Origin of the sequence: Janthinobacterium sp. BJB426 (genome assembly GCF_002735705.1) — a bacterium.
Classification (GTDB): Bacteria; Pseudomonadota; Gammaproteobacteria; order Burkholderiales; family Burkholderiaceae_D; genus Janthinobacterium.
In genome coordinates, this window is sequence record NZ_PDZL01000034.1 from 13,836 (window position 1) to 34,586 (window position 20,751).

Sequence of the window (20,751 nt, forward strand, 5' to 3'; positions counted from 1 at the left end):
GGGGCGTGCAGGGGCGTAAATCGCGGCAGAGTGCGCTGTAAACGGGAAAAGCCGCCCGTGGGCGGCTTCGGTGGATGCGGGAGATAGTGCCTCCCGGCAACTAATTACTTCTGACCGCGCTTTTCGCGGGCGATGGCGGCGATGCGCATGCGCAAGGCGTTCAGCTTGATGAAGCCGCCGGCGTCGGCCTGGTTGTAGGCGCCGCCGTCTTCGTCGAAGGTGGCGATGTTCATGTCGAACAGCGAATCCGTCTTCGAATCGCGCGAAACGACGATGACATTGCCCTTGTACAGCTTGATGCGTACCCAGCCGTTCACGGTTTCCTGCGTGTGGTCGATCAGGGTTTGCAGGGCAACGCGCTCAGGCGCCCACCAGTAGCCGTTGTAGATCATCGACGCGTAGCGCGGCATCAGGTCATCTTTCAGGTGGGCCACTTCGCGGTCCAGGGTGATCGATTCGATGGCGCGGTGGGCTTTCAGCATGATGGTGCCGCCCGGGGTTTCATAGCAGCCGCGCGATTTCATGCCGACATAGCGGTTTTCCACCAGGTCCAGGCGTCCCACGCCATGCTTGCCGCCAACTTTGTTCAGTTCGGCCAGCACGGTGGCAGGCGACATGCGCACGCCGTTGATGGCGACGATATCGCCTTTTTCGTATTCGATGTCCAGGTATTCCGCTTCGTCCGGGGCGTTTTCCGGGCTGACGGTCCAGCGCCACATCGTTTCTTCTGCTTCGGCGCTCGGGTTTTCCAGGTGGCGGCCTTCAAAGCTGATGTGCAGCAAGTTGGCATCCATCGAGTACGGCGCACCGCCGTTTTTGTGCTTCATGTCGATTTCGATGCCGGCGTCTTCCGCGTACTTCAGCAGTTTTTCGCGCGACAGCAGATCCCATTCGCGCCATGGCGCGATGATTTTTACGCCTGGCTTGAGGGCATAGGCGCCCAGTTCGAAACGCACCTGGTCGTTGCCCTTGCCGGTCGCGCCGTGCGAGATGGCGTCGGCGCCCGTGGCGTTGGCGATTTCGATCAGGCGCTTGGCGATCAAAGGACGGGCGATTGAGGTGCCCAGCAGGTACTCGCCTTCATACACGGTGTTGGCGCGGAACATCGGGAAGACGAAATCGCGCACGAATTCTTCGCGTACGTCTTCGATATGGATGTTTTCCGGCTTGATGCCGAATTTGATGGCCTTGGCGCGCGCCGGTTCCAGTTCTTCGCCCTGGCCCAGGTCGGCCGTGAAGGTGACGATTTCGCACTGGTAGTTATCTTGCAGCCATTTCAGGATGACGGAGGTGTCGAGTCCGCCGGAATAGGCCAGGACTACTTTTTTAATGTCGCTCATATTGCTTCCAGTTGTCGTTGTCGATGTATGTATTGCGATGCTGCCAGGTGTTATGCAGTGCCTGGCGAATTAGTTGATTTTACCGAGTAACAGGTATTCGATCAGCGCTTTTTGCACGTGCAAACGGTTTTCCGCTTCGTCCCACACCACCGATTGGGGGCCGTCGATCACTTCGGCGGCTACTTCCTCGCCGCGGTGGGCGGGCAGGCAGTGCATGAACAGCGCGTCGGGCGCGGCGCGGGACATCTTCGCGCCATCGACGATCCAGCCGTCGAAGGCGGCGATGCGGGCCGCGTTTTCCGCTTCGTAGCCCATGCTGGTCCACACGTCCGTGTTGACCAGGTGCGCGCCTTCGCAGGCGTCCGACGGGTTGGCGAAGAAGGTGTAGCGCTCGGTCTTGACCTGCGCCAGGTCGATGTCGTAGCCCTTTGGCGTCGACACGTTGACGTGGAAGCCGAACACCTCGGCCGCTTGCAGCCACGAGTACAGCATGTTGTTGGCGTCGCCGATCCAGGCGACGACCTTGCCGGCTATCGAGCCGCGGTGTTCGATATAGGTGAAGATGTCGGCAAAGACCTGGCACGGGTGGTGTTCATTGGTCAGGCCATTGATCACCGGCACGCGCGAATTGGCGGCGAAACGCTCGATGATTTCCTGGCCGAAGGTGCGCACCATGATGATGTCGCACATGCGCGACATGACCTGGCCCGCGTCTTCCACCGGCTCGCCGCGGCCCAGCTGGGAATCGCGCGTGTTCAGGTAGATGGCGGCGCCGCCCAGCTGATGCATGCCGGCTTCGAACGACAATCGCGTGCGGGTCGAGTTCTTTTCAAAGACCATCACCAGGGTGCGGTCGATCAGTGGATGGTAGATTTCATAGTTCTTGAACTTGCGCTTGATCAGATGGGCGCGTTCGATCACATATTCGTACTCTTCCAACGTGAAATCGGAGAACTGGAGGTAGTGCTTGATCGGTTTTTTTGTCGACATAATGACCACTTGAAGATGCGCAGGCCGCCGGCGGCGTGCCTTTCCCGCCGGGTTGCATCAGCGTACAACATCTCGTCTGATGACTGCCTCGCCCGGCGCGCTGCTGTGTTGATCGGTGCCAGCGCGACGCCTGTCGCGCGGGTCGATGCAGTTTGCCAAGTTGAAAATAATGCAATGGCAAGTACTTCAGCCGTTCAATTATAAGGGTTTTGCTTTTAGATTGGAAAGACTGGCCGGGCGCGTACTTGTATAGGCAAGCCTGCGCCCGGGCAAACGGTGGTGGTTAATAGATGCTGGCGGGCGCAGCGCCGTCCAGCTGGGGCGCTTCCAGCGGCAAGTCCAGGGTGAAGCGCGTGCCGGCGGGGCTGCTGGCCACCTGGATGGTGCCGCCCAGCAGGGCCGTGACGATGTTGTAGCTGATCGACAAACCCAGGCCGCTGCCACCCTGGCCCAGCTTGGTGGTAAAGAAGGGGTCGAAGATGCGCGACAAATGTTGTTCCGCGATGCCGCCGCCATTGTCCTCGAAGACGATCTGCACGCGCGCCGCTTCCATCGTGGCGGACAGGCGCATGCAACCGGTGCCGGCGGCGCCATCGTTGGGCGCGGGAGCGAAGGCATGCAGCAGGGCATTGTTGATCAGATTGGTGATCACCTGGCCGAACGGACCCGGATAGCTGTCCATGGCGATGCCGAAGGCTATCTCCACTTCGATGCGGTGGCCCGAACTGCGGATGCGGTTCATGACGGTGGCGATGATTTCATTGCTTACTTGTTGCAAGTCAAACCGGCGCCGCTGCTCGGTGGTGCGGTCGACGGCCACCTGCTTGAAGCTGTTGACCAGGTCGGCCGCGCTGCGCAGGCCCCGCATCACCAGCGCCGACGCCTTGCCTGCATCGTCGATGAAGGCGGCCAGGTCCGAGCGGCGCAGGCCGGGACCGTTCATCAGGCGTTCCACGTCTTCCGTCTTTTGTTGCATGGTGCTGGCGATCAGCAGACTGTTGCCGATCGGGGTATTCAGCTCATGCGCCACGCCGGCCATCAAGGAACCGAGGGCGGCCAGTTTTTCCTGCGATACCAGTTGCGCCTGGGCATCTTGCAATTGCCGGTAGGCGCTGGCATTGTCGAGCGCGATGGCGCCATACGCGCACAGGGTGCGAAAGATCAGCCGCTCGCGTTCGCCATACGCGTTGGCATGGCAGGCTTGCACCGTCATCACGCCCAGCACGCGCTCGCCCACCATCAGCGGCACGTACAGCACGCTCTGGTTATGCAGGGTGCCGGGCACCGTGTAGGCGTGGCGGCGCGGCGGTACCTGGTCGATATACACTTCGCGCCGGCCCAGCAGGCAGCGCACGGAGTAGGCGCGTGGATTGTTCAGTGGAATGGCGTTGTCGGACAGGGGCCGGCCCGCTTCCATGCCATGCGCGCGGCGCAGCGCCGTGCCTGCCGCGTCGAGCATGTAGACGGCGAAAGTGTTGACGGGCAGCAAGGCATGCACATGGCGGTCGAGCACCTGGAATACGGCGCTGGCGTCGAGGTGGGTGGTGATTTCCTGGCCGATGGCCGACAGTCGTTCCAGGGTGTCGCTGGTCTGCTGCAGCACTTCGGCGCGGCGCGCTTCGGAGGCGGCCAGTTCGCGGTGGTGATAGCCTTCCGAGCGCGCATGTTCCGTCTGGTGGTAGACCTGCATGGCGGTGGCGCGGTTGCTCGCCTGCTGGGTGTGGCTTTTTTCACGCGCCATGCCCGCATCGAGGGCGATATCGTAGGCGCGCGCATAGTCGCCCGCATGCGCGTATTCGCGCGCCAGCGCGTCGAGCAGTTCGCCGGGCGGCGAATAGCCTTCGATGGAGGCGGCCACCTGCAGCGCCTGGTGCAGGAAATGCAGGGCGGGATTACGTTCCAGCATGTCTGCGGGCGGCGGCAACTCATGGCGCGCATGCAGCATGGACAAGACGCGCAGCGCCGCCACCTGGTGCATGGCGTCGCCTTGCGCGGTGGCCAGCTGGCAAGCCCGCTCGGCCGCTTGCAGCGCCTCGTCCGGGCGGTCCAGGTAGGACAGCGCGTGGGCGCTGCCGCGCTGGGCCATGCTGCGGAAATCGGCCTGGCCCAACGCTTCGGCCCGCTGCGCCAGTCGGCTGAAGGCGTCGAGCGCCGTGTCGTAATCGCCCTTGTCCAGGCTCAGTTCGCCCAGGTGGAACAGGGCGTTGGCATAGGTGCGCGCACCTGCCACGGGCGCCAGGATGAGCAGCGCCTGGCGCAGCAAGTCTTCGGCAGCGGCCAGGCGCCCCAGCTTGCGCATGGTTTCGGCCGTATGCGTCTGGCAGGCGCCGATGCTGCGCGGCCAGCCCGTGGGACGCGCCAGGTCCAGCGCGCACTGCATCCATTCGAGGGCCGATTCGTTGTCGTTGAGGCTGGAAAAACAGTCGCCGATATTGATGGCGGCCGTGATGGCGCCGCGCAGCTGGCCGCTTTCCAGCGCCGCTTCATAGCTTTGCATGTAGTGGCCGGCGGCCGTGCCCAGGTCGCGCGAGGTGTGCGCCAGCAAGCCGCGGAAGTCATGCACCCAGGCAGCGAGCGGCGCGGGCAGCTTGCCGCTGGCGCCGTCAGCCTGGAAGGCGGCGCCCCAGCGGGCTTGGGCGGCCGGCGCATCGCGCAACACGGCCCAGCGCGCCGTGGCGGCGTCGGCCAGGCTGGCGCGCATCGCATCGCCGGCGCTGCGCGCTTGTCCGGCAGCGGCCAGCAGTTCGGCATCGCAACGGGCATGGTCGCCCCGGTCGACGGCAATCGAGGACAGCAGCCAGTGCGCATCGGCGCAAGCGGCGCCGTCGCCGTGCGCGCACAGGATGGCGTGCGCCGCCATGGCCAGGCTTTCGGCCGCATCGAGCGCCCCTTGCAGCCAGGATACTTCCGCCTGCACCAGTTGCAGACGCGCCTGCGCGATGGCCAGGGCGCGGTCCGGCAGTTGGGCCTGGGGCAGCAAGGCCGCCGCTTCGGCCGCATGGTGCAGCGCCTGTGCGCAGTTGCGCTGGCGCAAATGCCAGGCCAGCAGCATCAGCAAGGGCAGGCGCTCCAAGGCGCGCAATGGCCGCAGTGTGTCTTCCCACTGTGCAATGTCATGTTCGAGTGCGAACATTTCCATCCGAAATCTCCCGCAAGGCGATGGTGTTGGCCAGCGGCCAGTGGCACCTTATTGGATCGCATTGTAAGCTGCATTCGGATGCAGTTGTTTGGCTGACTCGACAGTATTTTTTGCACATACCCGTTTGGACTGCGCAAAGCAGGCGGGGCGTGCACCAGCCCCTGCCGGCTGATGCACGCCCCGTGGACAGGCTGGCGATGGCTTGCCAGCCAGTTGCCGCGCCGCTTGTGCCGTGCTGCCTGCTTAGCGGCCGGCGAAGTGCACGGTGCTGGCCGTTTCGCCAGCCTTGGCGATGGCGCCCGGAATATTGTTCAGGCCGGTGATGGCGATGACGTCGCCATCGTTGCGAAATTCCATGCGGGTGCCGCTGGCCGTTTCAAAGACGCCAGGTGCGCGGCCGAACAGTTCTACTTCGGGCTGTCCCTTGATTTGCGTGAAATAGCGGTTGACTTGCTGGCGCAGCAGCAAGGTATCGCCCGTGTCGAGCTGGTAGCGATTGCCATACTGGCTGAATTCCTGCGGGGCCAGTTTGTAGACCTTGCCGGAGATCTGGACCTTGTCCTGGTCGCCGATTTCCAGCGCGCTGGCGCTGAGGCAAGACAGGCCGAGGACGAGGGCGGCGCTACCGAGGGCCAGGGTACGCGAGAACGATGCTTTCATGATTTCACCTTGTGATCAAATGCGGGTTGGAGTTAGACCAATGTTGTCTCCAGCAGGTTCGCTGGCGGGGACAATGCCAAGGTAGCAAGTGGACCTGCGCGATGCCAGCGCAAAGCGATGAAACGCCGGAATCCGGCGCTGAAACGCGAATTCGGGCGATGGATGGTTTTGGAATGAATGCGCGAAAGCGGGCTGAACAACAGAATTTAATTCTGTTTAATTCGTGGTGGTAATGTTTTTGTCGGTTTGGCGCCCGCGCCGATGGTGGGCGCCAGGCGCGTTCAATACAGCGTTTGCGCCGACTCGTGCAGCAGCTGGCCGTACAGGGTATGGCGCATCTTGGCGATCTTGCCTTCAGACAAGGCTTGCAGGATGGCGCACTGCGGCTCGATCAGGTGGCGGCAGTTATAGAACTTGCAGCCGCCAAGATACGGCTGGAATTCGCGGAAGGCCCGCTCCAGCATGCCTTCGGACAAGTGGTACAGGCCGAATTCCTGGAAGCCCGGCGAATCGATGATGGAGCTGTTCGCGCCCAGTTCGTCGAGCTTGTACAGGCGCGTAAAGGTCGTCGTGTGCTTGCCCGTGTCGAGCGCTGCCGAGATTTCGCGCACGGCGATGTCGGCGTCCGGCACCAGCAGGTTGATCAAGGACGACTTGCCCATGCCCGACTGGCCGATGAGGATGGATGATTGGCCCGCCAGCAGCGGCGCCAGGGTGGCCACGGCGTGCTCGGGTTCGGCGCGGGCCGACACTTCATCGACGGGATAGCCCATCGATGAATACGGCAGCAGGCGTTCGCGGGCGCGTTCCAGTGAAGCGGTCACGTCCGTTTTGTTGAGGATGATGCGCGCGTCGATGCCAGCTGCGTCGGCCGCCACCAGCGAGCGCGAGATCAGGTCGTCGGCAAAGCCCGGTTCCGTCGCCACGACGATGAACAGCTGCGTCAGGTTGGCGGCCAGCAATTTCGACTTGTACTGGTCCGAGCGGTACAGCAGGGTCTTGCGTTCCTCGATGCGGTCGATGACGGCCTGGTCGTTGGACGTGCGCGTCAGGTGCACGATGTCGCCCACGGCCACATTGGTTTTCTTGCCGCGCGTCACGCATTGCAGCTTGGCGCCGTCCACGTCGGCCAGGTAGTGGCGGCCGTGGGCGGCGATGATGACACCTGTCAACTTGCCTTCGCTCATGGGGCCACCTGGCTGCTCTGGTAGATGAGGTCTGCCTTGGCGGCGCAGATGAAGTCGTTTTCGGACAGGCCGCCGGCGCCCTGGTTGACCGAGTGCGTGTCGTAGCGCACGGCGCAGGTTTTGTAAGTAATGATGAGCTCCGGATGGTGATCTTGTGTATGGGTCATATAGGCCAGGGCGTTCACGAACGCCAGGGTCTGGTAGTAATTCTTGAAGCCAAAGTCGCGGCACAGCTTGCCGTTTTGCAAGCTCCACTGCGGCAGCAGGCCGTGCAGGGTGGCGATATCCGTGTCGCCCAGCGCCTGCTGGCGCGGCGTGCAGGACAGTTGGACCAGGTCTTGCGAAGTCGATGGCGTATTCATGTGGCAGCCCCTTTCAGGTGGCGGATGCGCACGCTGGCCGGTGGGTGGCTATCGTAAAAGGCCGAGTGCAGCGGGTCGGGCGTCAGGGTCGACGCATTGTCTTCATACATTTTGACGAGCGCCGAGACCAGGTCGTCCGCCTGCGTGTGCGTGGCGGCAAAGGCGTCGGCTTCGAATTCGTGCTTGCGCGAGCTGAGCGAGGTCAACGGGCCCAGCAGGAAAGTGAAGACGGGCAAGGCCAGCATGAACAGCAGCAGGGCCAGCGCATCCGTCGGCTGGCCAGTGAGCGCCAGGGCAACAGGGTCGACGCCCAGGCCCGCGTAAAACCATGGCTGCGTCTTCAGGAAGCCCAGCAGCGCGAGGAAACCCAGCGAGATGACGAACATCATGGCGATGCGCTTGACGATATGCTTGAGCTTGAAGTGGCCCAGTTCATGCGCCAGCACGGCTTCGATTTCCTGCGGCGCCAGGCGCGACAGCAGGGTGTCGAAGAAAACGATGCGCTTGTTGGCGCCAAAGCCCGAGAAATACGCATTGCCGTGGGCGCTGCGCTTCGAGCCATCCATGACGAACAAGCCTTTCGAGGCGAATCCGACGCGCTGCATCAAGCCTTCGATGCGGCTTTTCAGCGCTTCGTCGGCCAGCGGCGTGAATTTGTTGAACAGGGGGGCGATGACGGTGGGAAACAGCACCATCATCAGCAACTGGAAGCCGCTCCAGACGAACCAGGCGTACAGCCACCACAGGTCGCCCGACTTGGCCATCAGGGTCAGCACGACCCAGATCAGCGGCAGGCCGATGACGGCGCCCAGGCCCACGCCCTTGAGCATGTCCGTGAAGAACAGCTTGCGCGCCATGGTATTGAAGCCGAAGCGCTGCTCCAGCACGAACTGGCGGTAATAGTCGAAGGGCAGGTCGATCAGGCCGGAAATGGCGGCAAAGGCGGCGATCAGGCCGATCTGGTACAGCATGGGCGAACCCTGCCCCATCCATTCATTCAGGTGCAGCGCCAGCCATTGCAGGCCGCCCAGCAAGGTAAAGCCGATCAGCACGGCATAGTTGATCAGCAGGGTCAGCAAGCCGAACTTGGTCTTCGCCACCGTGTAGTCGGCCGCCTTCTGGTGCGCGGCCAGCGGGATCTTTTCCGCGAACTCGGCAGGCACGGCGGCGCGGTGCGCCAGCACGTGGCGGATCTGCCGCGAAGCGAGCCAGAAGCGCACGGCCAGGGTCAAAACGAGGACGGATACAAACAAAATCGAAAACGCGAGTGAATACATTCTGTGCCTGTGAGAAAATGGCTGATTATTTAGTTTGATTAGGCCAAGAGAGAATTATGTCACAAGCGACCGACTTATCTGCACCCACCTCTGCATCCACCCCTGCACCCGCCGTGCCCGCACGTCCAAATGAGATGAACCTGGTCTGGGTCGACATGGAAATGACGGGTCTGGAGCCCGATACCGACCGCATCATCGAGGTGGCGGTGGTGGTGACGGACATGCACTTGAACCTGCTGGCCGAAGGCCCCGTGTTCGTGATTCACCAGTCGGATGAAACCCTGAACAAGATGGACGCCTGGAACAAGGGCACGCACGGCCGCTCGGGCCTGATCGACAAGGTCAAGGCGTCGACCGTGACGGAAGCCCAGGCGGAAGCGGAATTGATCGCGTTCCTGAAGAAATACGTGCCGGCAGGCAAGTCGCCCATGTGCGGCAACACCATTGGCCAGGACCGCCGCTTCATGGTGCGCGGCATGCCGAAGCTGGAAGCATTCTTCCACTATCGCAATGTTGACGTGTCGACACTGAAAGAGCTGTGCAAGCGCTGGAAGCCGGAAATCGCCACCGGTTTCAAGAAACACCAGAAGCACACGGCGCTGGCCGATATCCTCGAATCGATCGAGGAATTGAAGTACTACCGCGAGCACTTCATCAAATTGTAAGTTGAAAACGCCTCACAAAACCTACTGCGCGTCGGTATAGGCGGCCTGCGATGCTCACCGTACTAGAATACGGTTGCGCTTCTTAGCCACCTCTCCCTTCCGCTCGCTACGGTTTTGTGAGGTGTCGCGAAGGTTCTGTTACATCGTATCAAAGTCAAAATCGAGGGTGTGCCAAACGCCGTCTTCATCCTGCCACTCCAGCGCAAACGGCCCTGTTTGCCGTAGTTCCATGACCCAGACGGTAGCTCCAGGTTCGCGAAAATACGCCACGCACTGCCCGAACGGTTGCTCCAGCCGGCACAGCACCAATCCCTCGCCCGCCACGGCGCACCATTGCTCATTGATGTCGATCAAGGCCACGGCCGGGTCGCCATAGAATTCGCCCACGCTGGCTTGCCATCCATCGGCCGCCGTCACCGTGGCCTGTTCATAGTCATGCTGGACTACGTATTGCGCGCTGCGCGCCAGTTCCCTGCTCGTCATGCGGTCTCCACGGTGGGCCAGACGGTTTCCTGGTCGGCGCGCGCCTCGGCGATCAGCCATTCGCAGAATGCGTGCACGAGGGGCCGCGTTTCCGCCTGGGGCGAGCGCAGCAGATAATAGCAGTGTGGTCCGCGCACGGCGTGTTCGAACACGCGCACCAGGCGGCCCGAGCGCAGGTCGTCGCCGATCAGGGGGCTGGCGGCAATGGCCACGCCCTGGCCGCTGGCGGCCGCGTCCAAACATAGATAGGTGTGCGAAAAGCGCGCGCCGCTGTTGCCGCTATTGCCGCTGTAATGCACGCCGCAGCTGTGCAGCCAGCGCGTCCAGTCGATTTCGCCGGGCAGGTGCACTTCCGGCTCGTCGTGCAGCAGCGGGTAGCGCAGCAGGTCGGCGGGCTGGCGCAGGCTGGCCGCGTTGGCGCGAAAATCGGGGCTACAGACGGCGGAAAACCATTCTTCCATGAGTAAATCGACTTTGAGGCCCGGATAGCGGCCCGGTCCCAGGCGGATGGCCACGTCCACGCCATCGCGCGCCAGGTCGACCGGGTGCATCGAGGCCAGCACGCGCAGTTCGATCTGCGGATAGCGGTCGCGCAGGCGGCCCAGGCGTGGCATCAGCCAGCGCGAGACGAGCGAGCTGGTAGCCGTCACCGTCACCACCTTGTCGTCGCCCTGGCGCCGCGCCTGCTCGGAGACGTCGGCCAGCTGGTTGAGGATCGGCCCCAGCGAGGCCGCATAGCGCTGCCCGGCATTGGTCAGCACGACGCCGCGTGGCAGGCGCTGGAACAGCACGATGCCGAGCCACGCTTCCAGCTGTTTCACGTGGTGGCCGATTGCGCCGGCCGAGACGTGCAATTCTTCTCCCGCGCGCTGGAAGCCTTCATGGCGGGCGGCCGCCTCGAAGGCGTGCAGGGCGGCGAGTGGGGGCAAGGGACGTGACATGGCACTCTCAAGAGAATTGAGCCTCAGTAATATTCGGCCTATCCGTGAAGAATATTGGTTTGTTTCATTTTGCGCAAGCGAATATGATGCCGTCACTGCGTGAAGTGACCCGCAATATGATTAATGCAGGATTTTTTGCGCAAGCATCCCAAGCCAGGAACGAGACCGCCCGCAGAGGCGCTCCGGACAACCCGCCTTGTTCTTCGTTCTACCCGATTTATTGAAGAGGTTTAGCATGTCTGATCGCCGCGCTGTTGCGCTGGTGTTGCTGTCGGCCGCCGGTTTCGGCAGTTCCGCAGTGTTTGCCAAGGCGGCATATGCGTCCGGGGTCAACCCGTCGACCATGCTGGCCTTGCGTTTCGTCATCGCCGCCATGTTGTTGCTGCCGCTCGTATGGCTCGGTGGCTGGCGCTTGCCGCGCGGCCGCCTGCTGGCCGGCTACATGCTGATGGGCTTGATGTACACGGCCCAGTCGCAAGGCTATTTCAATGCCCTGATGTATGCCAGCAGTGGCCTGTGCGGCATGTTGCTGTATGTGTATCCCGTGCTGGTCACCATCCTCGCGCTGGCGCTGGGCTGGGAAAAGCTGGACCGGCGCATGCTCGTGCTGATGGCGCTGGCCATTGCCGGCATGGCCATCACCCTGGGCGGCAAGCTGCAGGGCCAGCCCATCGGCATCGCGCTGGCATTGATGGCCGCCGGCGTGTATGCCGTGTACATCCTGTTTGGCAACAGCCTGTCGAAAAGCCGCGAGAATATTCACCCATTGGCCGCCTGCGTGGTGATCCTGGGCACGGCCGGCCTGTCGAACAGCGCGATTGCCTTGTGGCAAGGCGTGTCCTTGCCGGGCACGGCGACGGGCTGGCTGGCCATTAGCGCCATTGCCTTGTTCTCGACGGCCATCGCGATTGCCGCCTTCTTTGCCGGCGTGGCGCAAATTGGCGCGGCCAAGGCGTCCATTATTTCCACGTTTGAACCCGTCATCACGATGGCGTTCGGCGTGACCTTGCTGAAGGAATCCGTGAGCGGCACGCAATTGCTGGGCGGTGCCATGGTGCTGGCCGCCGTCGTCTTGCTGGCGCAGCGTCCCACTGCCAAGCCGGTCTCCATGCCGGCCGTGCAAGCGAGCGCCTGACCTTTTTTCCCGAACTGATCGGTTGTATTGATCGGTCTCCTTTGCGCCGCGACGGGTTTCCTGTCGCGGCGCTTTTTTTTGACCGCGCACAAATAACTCTTGATTGCGAATGATTCTCATTTATAATTGATTTCAAGATTCCCTACCACCAGCCAGCCCATGCCAGCCAGTGTTCGCCTTGAAAGGAGACACCGTGACGAGCATGCCCCCTATTTGCAATACCGAGCTGGTCGCCAGCGAATTTGCCCGCCTGCGCCGCGAAAAGAAAGCCCGCCACCGCGACATCGCCGAGGAACTGGCCATTTCCGAAGGCGAGCTGATCGCCGCGCATGCGGGCCTGTCGCTGGCCGATGGCGCCTTGCTGGGCGCGGAGCGCTTGCAGGCCGACTGGCCCGCCATCATCGCCGCGCTGGAGCCGCTGGGCGAAGTCATGGCGCTCACGCGCAACGCTTCGTGCGTGCATGAAAAGACGGGTGTCTATCGAAAAGCTAGTCACACCAACCACGTGGGCCTGGTGCTCGGCGGCGACATCGACCTGCGCGTGTTTTACCGCCAGTGGGCGCATGGCTTTGCCGTTCGCGAGATGGGCGAAAAGGAAGTGCAGCGCAGTCTGCAGTTTTTCGATGCCGCCGGCCACGCCGTGCACAAGATTTTCCTCAAGCCGCAAAGCGACCTGGCCGCCTATGACGCGCTGGTAACGCGCTTCGCCGACGAGGACCAGGCGGCCGGCATCGCCGTGACGGCAGCGGCGGTGCCGCCGGCCGAACTGCCCGACGCGCAGATCGACGTGGCCGGCTTTCGCGCCGCCTGGGCCGACTTGCGCGACACGCATGAATTTTTCACCGTGCTGAAAAAATATTCGGTCTCGCGCCTGCAGGGCCTGCGTCTGGCCGAGCCGCGCTTCGTGCAGCAGCTCGACAAATCCTGCGTGCTCGACCTGCTCAATAACGCCGCCCTCGAAAAGGTGGCCATCATGGCCTTCGTCGGCAATGCCGGCATGATCCAGATCCATTCCGGGCCCGTGCACAAGATCGCCGTGATGGGGCCGTGGATCAATGTCCTCGACACGCGCTTCAACCTGCATTTGCGCGAAGACCATATCGCCAGCGCCTGGGTGGTGAAAAAGCCGACCGTCGACGGCCTGGTGACGTCGGTGGAACTGTTCGACGCCAAGGGCGACACCATTGTCATGTTCTTTGGCGAACGCAAGCCGGGCGTGCATGAATTGTGCGAATGGCGCAACGTCGTCGAGCGCGTGCTGCAGGAGGGTGAACTATGCGCCGCATGATCGCCGCCAGCGTGGCGCGCCGCATCGCGCTGAAAAAAATGGGGGCGGGCGCGCTGGCGCTGGCCGCGCCGATGCAGGTGCTGGCGGCAGTGTCCGACGCGGCCAAGCCGATGATCAAAGCGCGGCGCATCGTCAGCGTCGGCGGCGCCCTGACGGAAATCGTCTATGCGCTCGAAGCGCAGGGCGAACTGGTGGGCGTCGATACCACCTCGCTGTATCCGGCCGTGGCGCAACAGCTGCCGCAGGTGGGTTACGCGCGCACCCTGTCGGCCGAGGGCGTGCTGTCGCTGGCGCCCACGCAGCTGATCGCCACCGAGGAAGCGGGACCGTCGGCGGTGCTGCGCCAGGTGCGCGACGCGGGCGTGCCGGTGGCGGTGCTGAACGCGAATAACAAGTTCGAAGGCTTGCTCGAACGGGTGAAACAGGTGGGCCAGATCACGGGACGTGCCGACCCCGCCGCGCGCCTGGCGCAAGCCTTGCAGCAGCAGTGGGACGGCGCCCTGGGCAAGGTGCGCCAGCGCAGCCAATCACCGGGACAATCAGCCGTGCGCGTGCTGTTCATCCTCGCCCATGCGCCGAACCAGGTGATGGTGGGCGGGCGCGAGACGGGCGCCGACGCCATGCTCGCGTATGCGGGCGCCGTCAACGTGATGGGCGGGCAGGGTGGATTCGCCGGCTACAAGCCGCTGACGCCCGAAGCCGTGATCGCCGCGCGGCCCGACATCGTGCTCGTCACGGACCAGGGCTTGAAAGCGTCGGGCGGCGTGGACGGCATCCTGAAACTGCCAGGGCTGGGGCAGACGCCGGCCGGGCGCAAGCACCGCATCGTGTCGCTGGAAGCCATGCTGCTCTTGGGCTTTGGCCCGCGCATGCCGCAGGCGCTGGCGGAACTCGACACCGCGTTTGCCAAAGCCATGACAGCATGAACGTGGCCTCCCTGGTGTCCGTCACGCCCTGGCGCTGGCCACGCTGGGGCGCTGGCGGCTTGCTGGCCGCCGCACTGGCGTGCGGCTTGCTCATTGCCGTGCAGGCGGGCGCCGTGCCCGTGACGCTGGCCGACTGGCTGGCGCCGTTTCAAGCGGGCGACGAGGCGCTGTCAGGCGGCGCGTATGTATTGTGGCATATCCGTTTGCCGCGCGCCCTGTTCGCCGCCCTGATCGGCGCCGCGCTGGCGCTGGCCGGCGGCCTGACGCAAGGGCTGTTTCGCAATCCGCTGGCCGATCCGGGGCTGCTTGGCGTGAGCAGCGGCGCCGCCTGCGCGGGCGCGGCCACCATCGTCTTCGCCGCCAGCCTGCACGTGGCGCCCGAGCTGCGCGTGTGGCTGTTGCCGGGGGCCGCGTTTGGCGGCGCCATGCTCATTTGCGTGCTGCTCGACAGGGTCGCCCGCTGGGCCACGCCCGGTTCTATCGTCGGCCTGCTGCTGACGGGCGTGGCGCTGAACGCCATCACGGTGGCCGTCATGGGCCTGTGCATCTACCTGGCCAGCGATGACCAGCTGCGCACCCTGACTTTCTGGACCCTCGGTTCGCTGTCGGCCGGCAGCTGGCGCCAGGTGGCGGCGTTGCTGGTGGTGCTGGCCGGCGCACTGTGGGCCACGCGCTTCCTGATGCGCTCATTGAACGCGCTGGCGCTGGGCGAGGCGCAGGCGCTGCACGTGGGCATCGACGTGGGCCGGCTGCGCACGCAGGTGATCGTGCTGGTGGCCGTGCTGACGGGTTTTGCCGTGGCCTGGTGCGGCGGCATCGGTTTTATTGGTCTGATCGCGCCGCATCTGGTGCGCACCTGGCTGGGGGCCGACCAGCGCCGTGTGCTGCCCCTGGCCATGCTGGCCGGCGGCTTGTTGCTGCTGTTGGCCGACACCCTGGCGCGCACGGTCGCCATTCCGGCGGAAGTCCCCGTCGGCATTTTCACGGCCTTGCTGGGCGGGCCATTTTTCCTGATGCTGTTGCGGCGCTTCCGCCACGGCACCGCTTAGAGGTGAACATGACGCCCCTGCTGGAACTCTCCTTCGCCACCACCCAACTGGGCCAGCAGTATTTCGGCCCCTTCAATGTGCGGGTGGCGCCGGGCGAGCGCATCGCCATCCTCGGCCCCAGCGGTGCGGGCAAGTCGACTCTGCTCAAACTGATGGCGCGCGAACTGCAGCCGCAGGCGGGCCAGGTGATGCTTGCCGGCCATCCCCTGGCGCAGTGGCCGCTGGCCGACCTGGCGCGGTGCCGCGCCGTGCTGCCGCAAGGCTCGAACGTGGCCTTCGGATTGCAGTGCGAGCTGGTGATCGGCCTGGGAAGAGTGGCGCGCCTGGTCGACCCGCAACTGGGGCAGATCGTGCAGGACGCGGCCGCCCAGGCGCACGCCGGGCATTTGCTGGGGCGCCGCCTGGACACCTTGTCCGGTGGCGAGCAGGCCAGGGTGCAACTGGCGCGCATCTTCGCGCAGATGTGGGATGTCAAAGATGGCTTGATACTCGTCGACGAACCGCTGGCGGCGCTCGATCCCGGCCTGCAGTTCGATCTGCTCGATAGCCTGCAGCAGTTTTGCACCGCGCGCGGACACGCCGTCATCGCCATCCTGCACGACATCAATCACGCCTTGCTGGGTTTTGACCGGCTGCTGCTGGTGCGTTCGGGCCAGCAGGTGGCCGATATCGCCAGCGATGCGGGCGCCGTGCCGGCCCTGGCCGCGCTGTACGGCATCGCCCTGACGACGGCCACCAGCAGCGATGGCGACGTGTGCGTCATCCCTGCCAGAAGCGCGGTGCGCAGGGCCGCCTGACCGACTCACTTATTCACTCACTTATTCACTCATTTATTCACTTACTCACCACACGTCCGCCGCGCGCGGCCGCGCCATCTGGCCGCTACCCAGCAGCCACACCATCAGGGCTTCGGCCTGTTCGCGCGTGGCCGCCACTTCCTGCAGGATGCCGAAGGCTTTCATGGCGCCGGCTGCCATCGCCTGCAGGCGCGCGCGCTGTTCCGCATCCGCCTCGATCGACACGAGGCCTCGGCAAAGGGTGGCCAGCGCCACCTTGTTGTGCTTGAGCCACAGGCCGCGCCGCTTGCGGTCGATGTGCGCTTCATCGCGGCGTTCCTCTTCGAACAGCATGACGAACGGTACACCGTGGCGTAGCAGGGCGTCCATGTCGTTTTCCCACAGCGGGGCATAGCCGGTGACGGCTGTTTCAGGGCGAAAGCGCACGATGGGAAAGTCGCTGACGTCGTGGATGGAAAAGTGTGCGGGATTCGGTTTCATGGCGTGCTTCCTTGCGAGGTGGTTGAAAAGGCTTGCCAGCCGCCGCCCAGCGCCTTGTAGACCTGGACCAGCGACAGCGAAGCGGTGGCGCGGCTGTCGACCAGCGCCGCTTCGTTGTTCAATAAGGTGTTTTGCACGTGCAGCACGTTGATCAGGTCCGTGCCGCCCTGGCGGTACTGCAGTTCCGCGCTGCCCAACGCGCGGCGTCCCTGTTTGACGGCTTCATCGAGGCTGGCCTGGCGGCGGGCGTTGGCCTGGTAGCCAGACAGCGCATCTTCCACTTCGTGCCAGGCGGCCAGCACGGTCTGGCGGTAGGCGATGGCCGCTTCCTGCTGCTGCGCCTCGCGCAATTGCAGATTGCCGCGCAGGCGGCCGCCATCGAACAGGGGCACGCTGAAGCCGGGACCGAAGGCAAAGCGTTTGGCATCCCAGCCGATGTCGGACAGTTGCATCGCTTGCAGGCCGATGCTGCCCGAGAGCGTGATGCGCGGATAAAAATCGCCTTGCGCCTCGCCGATGGCGGCCGTGGCCGCGTGCAGCTGCGCTTCGGCGCGGCGGATGTCGGGTCGCCGCTCGGCCAGGCTGCTGGGCACGCCCAGTTGCACTTGCATGGTCATGGCGGGAATGTCCTTGCCCGCCGCCAGCTCCGCCCGCAAGGCTTGCGGCGGCAGCGCCAGCAAGAGGGCGAGGGCATTGCCGAGGCGCGCTTCGCGCTGCTGCAGCGGCGGCAGGCGCGCTTCGATGGTGGCCACGTGGGCCGCCGCCTCGGCCTCGTCGAGCTGCGTCGCCGCGCCTTCGCGCAGGCGGATGCGCGTCAGGTTCAATGTATGGCGGGCGATATCGAGCAGTTGCTGCGTGATGGCCAGGGTCTGCTGCGCGCCGCGCAGCTCGATGTAGTCGCGCGCCGTTTCGGCCAGCACGGCCAGCAGCACGCCGCGCTGCGTTTCCTGAGCTGCGTCGACGCGCGCGTCTGCCGCTTCCACTTCGCGCCGCACGCGGCCCCACAGGTCCAGCTCCCAGGCCGCATCGAGATTGCTTTGCCACAGGCTGTAGGCGGCCTGGCCATTGTTGCGCGACGGGTCGCTCAAGCCCTGCTCGCTGTTGCGCGCGCGGCCATAGCTGCCATTCGCGCCCAGGGACAAGCCTTGCGCGGCGCCGGCCACACCGCGCGCGGCGCGGCTCTGTTCCAGCCGGCTGGCGGCCGTCAGCACGTCGAGGTTGGCGCCGGCGGCGCGTTGCAGCAGTGACGACAGGGTGGTATCGCCAAAGCTGTCCCACCAGCGCTGCTCGATGGCGCCATCCTGGCTTGCGGCGAACCGGGCATCTTCCACCTGGCGCCATTGCTGTCCCAGATCATGGTGCGGGCGCTGGAAATCGGTGCCGACGCTGCCGCAGCCGGCCAGGCCCAGGGCCGTGATAAAGATCAGTGCTTTCATCGCGCGCTCACCTGTGTCAATGCTTGACGGCGCATGGCCGTATCGATGCGCACTTCGGCCGACATGCCCACGCGCAGGCGACGTTCGCCATCCTGGCCCGGATCGAGCGCGATCCTGACGGGGATGCGCTGCACCACCTTGGTGAAGTTGCCGGTGGCGTTTTCCGGCGCGATGGCGGCGAACGTCACGCCCGTGGCCGGCGCGATACTGTGCACGGTGCCGTGCAGGAGCACGCCCGGATAGGCGTCGACGGCGATGCTGGCGCGCTGGCCTTGGCGCACGTGGGTCAGCTGGGTTTCCTGCAGGTTGGCGACGACGAAGCTGCGGTTCAGGGGCACCACGGCCATCAGGCTGGCGCCAGGAGCGACCAGGGCGCCGACGCGCACGGCGCGGCGTCCCACGATGCCGTCGATGGGGGCGCTCAGTTGTGTATGCGACAGATCCAGTTCGGCCCGTTGCAGGCTGGCGCGGGCGCGCAGCAAGGCCGCTTCGGCCGCGCCTTGCTGCGCTTGCAAAATGTCCGTCTGCTTGCGGGTGGCGACGAGGGCGGCGCGGTTTTGCGCCAGGCGCGCGCGGCTCACATCGAAGCGCGATTGCGCCTGCTGCGCGTTCTGCACGCTGCCCGCGCCCTGGCCAGCCAGGTGCGTTGAACGGGCCAGTTCCTGCTGCGCCAGTTTGTCTTCCGCCTGGTTGGCGTCGACCAGGGTGCTGGCTTGTTCGATCACCGATTGCTGGCGCTGCACCGCGGCGCGGGCATTCGCCAGTTGCGCTTCGGCGCCGGCTACCTCGGCACGGGCCGAGGCGGCGGCGGCCTGGTAGTCGCGGTCGTCGATGCGCGCCAGCAGCTGACCCGACTTGACAGTCTGGTTGTCTTCCACCAGCACCTCCCGCACGATGCCGCCCACCTTGGGGGAAAGCACGGTGTAGTCGGCGCTGACAAAGGCGTCGTCCGTGCTTTGTTCGTCGCCACGGGCGAACAGCAGTTGCCAGGCGCAAAAGGCGAGGGCGCAGGCCAGCAGCGCCAGGCCGAGGATGAAAGCGCGCGAGCGCAGTATGGGTTTTTGCATGGTGAAGCTCTTTCGTAACAATAGAAATCAGGCGGCGCGCGGCGGATAGACGCGCGTCGGCAGGATGGGAATGATCACAATCATGGCCAGCGCGATGGCGGCCACGGTGAGGTACAGGTCGGACGAAGTCAGGGTGACGACTTGCGCATGCATGCGCTGCGCAATTCCCGCCATGTCTACGCCGGCCGGCAGGTTGCCCAGGCGTTCGCTGAGCACCGTTGAATGAAAATGGTTGCGGCGCGTGATCAGCGCATCGAGCACGCCGGTGGCGACGACGGCCGACATGCCCTTGATGGTGTTGAACCAGGCCGACGCGAACGGGCCATCCTGCGGCGCCAGGCCCGTGGTGGCCAGCAGCAGCAAGGGAATCACGGCCATCGGTTGCGCGAAGATCTGCACCGCTTGCAGCAGGTAGAAATGCGTGCGTATCCAGTCCGGCGACATGCGCGCGCCGAGCACGCAGGACAGGGCCAGCAGGGCCAGGCCGATGGCCAGCACCCAGCGGCAATCGACGGCGCGCAGATTGCACAGGGCGGCCACCAGCGGCAGGGCGATCAACTGCGGCAGCGCCACCATCAGCATCACGGGCGCCGTTTGCAGCGGGCGGTAGCCGTGCACCTGCGCCAGGTAGGACGAGGGGATCAGGATCACGGCCAGCAGCACGAACAGCACGCCGCCCAGGGTCAGCAGGGCATGACTGAGGTTACGCCGCGACAGCAGCTGCAGCTTGAAAAATGGCAGCGGATGCGACCACTCGTTGATGAAAAACAATACCAGCAGCACGGCGCCGCCGCCCAGCAGCACGCAGATCAGCGGCGAGGCGAACCACGCCAGGCGTTCGCCCTGCAGCAAGCCGACCACCAGCATGCTGATGGCGGGCAGGCCAAGCAGCAGGCCGCGCCAGTCGAATTGGCGCAAGCGCTCGAGGCGCAGCGGGTCTTGCGGCAAGCCCCAGGACACCATCAGCAGGGCGACGATGCTGCCCGGGACGACTTGCCAGAAGGCCCATTGCCAGCCCAGGTACTCGGTCCAGAAGGCGGCCAGCGGCGTGCCCAGGCTGGGACCGAAAGTGGCGCTCAGCGCATAGCCGCCCAGGCCATACAGCTTGATATTTGGCGGCAGGAAGCGCAGCGCCACCGTCATCAGCATGGGCGGCAGGGCGCCGCCGGCCGCGCCCTGCACCACGCGCAGGAACATCAGCACGGACAGGTTCGGCGCGAACGGGCATAGCACGCCGGCGGCCATGCAGACGATGATGGCGGTGGCCGTCAGCCGGCGCAGCGAAAAGGTGACGGAGCACCACGGCGCGAACGCCATGGCCGACACCGAGGCGGCCGCATACAGGGCGACGAGCCAGCTGGCGTCGTCGCGCGCGATGCCCATGGCGCCGCGGATGTCGGCCAGCGCGACCTTGGTGATGTTTTCATTCAGGCCGGAGACCAGCACGGCCAGCAGCACGCCAGCCAGGCCCGTGGCCAGGCGCAGGCCAAAAACAGGTGGGGCGGCGGCAGGAGGGGAAGGGGCGGCCG

19 protein-coding genes are annotated in these 20,751 nt (G+C 64.7%); 6 read left to right on the plus strand and 13 right to left on the minus strand.

Translation table 11 applies throughout. The features are described 5' to 3' along the window. Window positions 1-104 precede the first annotated feature (104 nt). From CSQ93_RS27715 to CSQ93_RS27745, 7 genes are all read right to left on the minus strand, one after another. The gene (locus CSQ93_RS27715; protein WP_035825961.1) at window positions 105-1,340 is read right to left on the minus strand and encodes an argininosuccinate synthase; all 1,236 of its coding nucleotides are present in this window, start codon (window positions 1,338-1,340) and stop codon (window positions 105-107) included. 69 nt (window positions 1,341-1,409) lie between these two features. Next, window positions 1,410-2,330 carry an ornithine carbamoyltransferase gene (gene argF, locus CSQ93_RS27720; RefSeq protein WP_099380798.1) on the minus strand — a complete coding sequence of 307 codons (921 nt, stop codon included), beginning with the start codon at window positions 2,328-2,330 and terminating at the stop codon, window positions 1,410-1,412. Between the two features lie 283 nt (window positions 2,331-2,613). Next, window positions 2,614-5,463, minus strand: coding sequence for an ATP-binding protein (locus tag CSQ93_RS27725; RefSeq protein ID WP_233516376.1), 2,850 nt, complete (start codon window positions 5,461-5,463; stop codon window positions 2,614-2,616). 249 nt (window positions 5,464-5,712) lie between these two features. Further along, entirely contained in the window at window positions 5,713-6,129 is a 417-nt protein-coding gene (locus CSQ93_RS27730) for a hypothetical protein (protein WP_099380800.1), read from the minus strand. Window positions 6,130-6,410: 281 nt separating this feature from the next. Beyond that, window positions 6,411-7,316, minus strand: coding sequence for a ribosome small subunit-dependent GTPase A (gene rsgA, locus CSQ93_RS27735; protein ID WP_099380801.1), 906 nt, complete (start codon window positions 7,314-7,316; stop codon window positions 6,411-6,413). Further along, window positions 7,313-7,678 (minus strand): 4a-hydroxytetrahydrobiopterin dehydratase, encoded by a 366-nt coding sequence (locus CSQ93_RS27740; protein ID WP_099380802.1) that lies wholly within the window; start codon window positions 7,676-7,678, stop codon window positions 7,313-7,315. The genes rsgA and CSQ93_RS27740 overlap by 4 nt, the downstream gene beginning before the upstream one ends. Further along, complete coding sequence (locus tag CSQ93_RS27745; protein WP_099380803.1) at window positions 7,675-8,955, minus strand: M48 family metallopeptidase; 1,281 nt, start codon at window positions 8,953-8,955, stop codon at window positions 7,675-7,677. Before CSQ93_RS27745 ends, CSQ93_RS27740 begins: the two co-directional genes overlap by 4 nt. A 56-nt stretch (window positions 8,956-9,011) precedes the next feature. Here CSQ93_RS27745 and orn point away from each other — a divergent pair, with 56 nt between their 5' ends. Beyond that, entirely contained in the window at window positions 9,012-9,620 is a 609-nt protein-coding gene (orn, locus tag CSQ93_RS27750; protein ID WP_180287809.1) for an oligoribonuclease, read from the plus strand. A 138-nt stretch (window positions 9,621-9,758) separates the two neighbouring features. Here the strand turns inward: orn and CSQ93_RS27755 are convergent, their stop codons facing one another. Continuing rightward, window positions 9,759-10,103: a hypothetical protein gene (locus CSQ93_RS27755; protein WP_099380804.1), complete on the minus strand. Its 345-nt coding sequence runs from the start codon at window positions 10,101-10,103 to the stop codon at window positions 9,759-9,761. Further along, window positions 10,100-11,044, minus strand: a complete 945-nt coding sequence (gene gcvA / locus CSQ93_RS27760) for a transcriptional regulator GcvA (protein WP_058051030.1) — start codon at window positions 11,042-11,044, stop codon at window positions 10,100-10,102. The genes CSQ93_RS27755 and gcvA overlap by 4 nt, the downstream gene beginning before the upstream one ends. A gap of 235 nt (window positions 11,045-11,279) precedes the next feature. Between gcvA and CSQ93_RS27765 the strand changes: the two genes are divergently transcribed. The 5 genes from CSQ93_RS27765 (at window position 11,280) to CSQ93_RS27785 (ending at window position 16,239) form a co-directional block, all read left to right on the plus strand. Further along, window positions 11,280-12,179, plus strand: a complete 900-nt coding sequence (locus CSQ93_RS27765; RefSeq protein WP_099380805.1) for a DMT family transporter — start codon at window positions 11,280-11,282, stop codon at window positions 12,177-12,179. Window positions 12,180-12,381: 202 nt separating this feature from the next. After that, on the plus strand, window positions 12,382-13,467 hold the full coding sequence (locus CSQ93_RS27770) for a hemin-degrading factor (protein WP_099380806.1): 1,086 nt from the start codon (window positions 12,382-12,384) through the stop codon (window positions 13,465-13,467). Then, a complete protein-coding gene (locus CSQ93_RS27775) occupies window positions 13,455-14,393 on the plus strand; it encodes a heme/hemin ABC transporter substrate-binding protein (protein WP_099380807.1) in 939 nt (312 codons plus the stop codon). Before CSQ93_RS27770 ends, CSQ93_RS27775 begins: the two co-directional genes overlap by 13 nt. After that, entirely contained in the window at window positions 14,390-15,442 is a 1,053-nt protein-coding gene (locus tag CSQ93_RS27780; RefSeq protein WP_099380808.1) for a FecCD family ABC transporter permease, read from the plus strand. Before CSQ93_RS27775 ends, CSQ93_RS27780 begins: the two co-directional genes overlap by 4 nt. A gap of 8 nt (window positions 15,443-15,450) precedes the next feature. Beyond that, complete coding sequence (locus CSQ93_RS27785; RefSeq protein ID WP_099380813.1) at window positions 15,451-16,239, plus strand: ATP-binding cassette domain-containing protein; 789 nt, start codon at window positions 15,451-15,453, stop codon at window positions 16,237-16,239. A 45-nt stretch (window positions 16,240-16,284) separates the two neighbouring features. Here the strand turns inward: CSQ93_RS27785 and CSQ93_RS27790 are convergent, their stop codons facing one another. The 4 genes from CSQ93_RS27790 to CSQ93_RS27805 all read right to left on the minus strand — a co-directional run. Then, on the minus strand, window positions 16,285-16,719 hold the full coding sequence (locus tag CSQ93_RS27790; protein ID WP_199534535.1) for a hypothetical protein: 435 nt from the start codon (window positions 16,717-16,719) through the stop codon (window positions 16,285-16,287). After that, window positions 16,716-18,155: an efflux transporter outer membrane subunit gene (locus CSQ93_RS27795; RefSeq protein WP_099380809.1), complete on the minus strand. Its 1,440-nt coding sequence runs from the start codon at window positions 18,153-18,155 to the stop codon at window positions 16,716-16,718. The genes CSQ93_RS27790 and CSQ93_RS27795 overlap by 4 nt, the downstream gene beginning before the upstream one ends. Further along, entirely contained in the window at window positions 18,152-19,222 is a 1,071-nt protein-coding gene (locus tag CSQ93_RS27800; RefSeq protein ID WP_099380810.1) for an HlyD family secretion protein, read from the minus strand. Before CSQ93_RS27800 ends, CSQ93_RS27795 begins: the two co-directional genes overlap by 4 nt. A gap of 27 nt (window positions 19,223-19,249) precedes the next feature. Then, the coding region (locus CSQ93_RS27805; RefSeq protein ID WP_099380811.1) for an MFS transporter at window positions 19,250-20,751 on the minus strand (1,502 nt) is incomplete at its 5' end.

What these genes read in the sequence shown, in the direction of transcription:
- CSQ93_RS27775 (WP_099380807.1), top strand. Translation starts at nt 13,455, where the DNA reads ATGCGCCGCATGATCGCCGCCAGCGTGGCGCGCCGCATCGCGCTGAAA.
- CSQ93_RS27730 (WP_099380800.1), bottom strand. Translation starts at nt 6,129, where the DNA reads ATGAAAGCATCGTTCTCGCGTACCCTGGCCCTCGGTAGCGCCGCCCTC.
- CSQ93_RS27725 (WP_233516376.1), bottom strand. Translation starts at nt 5,463, where the DNA reads ATGTTCGCACTCGAACATGACATTGCACAGTGGGAAGACACACTGCGG.
- CSQ93_RS27795 (WP_099380809.1), bottom strand. Translation starts at nt 18,155, where the DNA reads ATGAAAGCACTGATCTTTATCACGGCCCTGGGCCTGGCCGGCTGCGGC.
- orn (WP_180287809.1), top strand. Translation starts at nt 9,012, where the DNA reads ATGTCACAAGCGACCGACTTATCTGCACCCACCTCTGCATCCACCCCT.
- rsgA (WP_099380801.1), bottom strand. Translation starts at nt 7,316, where the DNA reads ATGAGCGAAGGCAAGTTGACAGGTGTCATCATCGCCGCCCACGGCCGC.
- CSQ93_RS27800 (WP_099380810.1), bottom strand. Translation starts at nt 19,222, where the DNA reads ATGCAAAAACCCATACTGCGCTCGCGCGCTTTCATCCTCGGCCTGGCG.
- CSQ93_RS27785 (WP_099380813.1), top strand. Translation starts at nt 15,451, where the DNA reads ATGACGCCCCTGCTGGAACTCTCCTTCGCCACCACCCAACTGGGCCAG.
- CSQ93_RS27790 (WP_199534535.1), bottom strand. Translation starts at nt 16,719, where the DNA reads ATGAAACCGAATCCCGCACACTTTTCCATCCACGACGTCAGCGACTTT.
- CSQ93_RS27745 (WP_099380803.1), bottom strand. Translation starts at nt 8,955, where the DNA reads ATGTATTCACTCGCGTTTTCGATTTTGTTTGTATCCGTCCTCGTTTTG.
- argF (WP_099380798.1), bottom strand. Translation starts at nt 2,330, where the DNA reads ATGTCGACAAAAAAACCGATCAAGCACTACCTCCAGTTCTCCGATTTC.
- CSQ93_RS27770 (WP_099380806.1), top strand. Translation starts at nt 12,382, where the DNA reads ATGCCCCCTATTTGCAATACCGAGCTGGTCGCCAGCGAATTTGCCCGC.
- CSQ93_RS27765 (WP_099380805.1), top strand. Translation starts at nt 11,280, where the DNA reads ATGTCTGATCGCCGCGCTGTTGCGCTGGTGTTGCTGTCGGCCGCCGGT.
- CSQ93_RS27715 (WP_035825961.1), bottom strand. Translation starts at nt 1,340, where the DNA reads ATGAGCGACATTAAAAAAGTAGTCCTGGCCTATTCCGGCGGACTCGAC.
- CSQ93_RS27740 (WP_099380802.1), bottom strand. Translation starts at nt 7,678, where the DNA reads ATGAATACGCCATCGACTTCGCAAGACCTGGTCCAACTGTCCTGCACG.
- CSQ93_RS27755 (WP_099380804.1), bottom strand. Translation starts at nt 10,103, where the DNA reads ATGACGAGCAGGGAACTGGCGCGCAGCGCGCAATACGTAGTCCAGCAT.
- CSQ93_RS27780 (WP_099380808.1), top strand. Translation starts at nt 14,390, where the DNA reads ATGAACGTGGCCTCCCTGGTGTCCGTCACGCCCTGGCGCTGGCCACGC.
- gcvA (WP_058051030.1), bottom strand. Translation starts at nt 11,044, where the DNA reads ATGTCACGTCCCTTGCCCCCACTCGCCGCCCTGCACGCCTTCGAGGCG.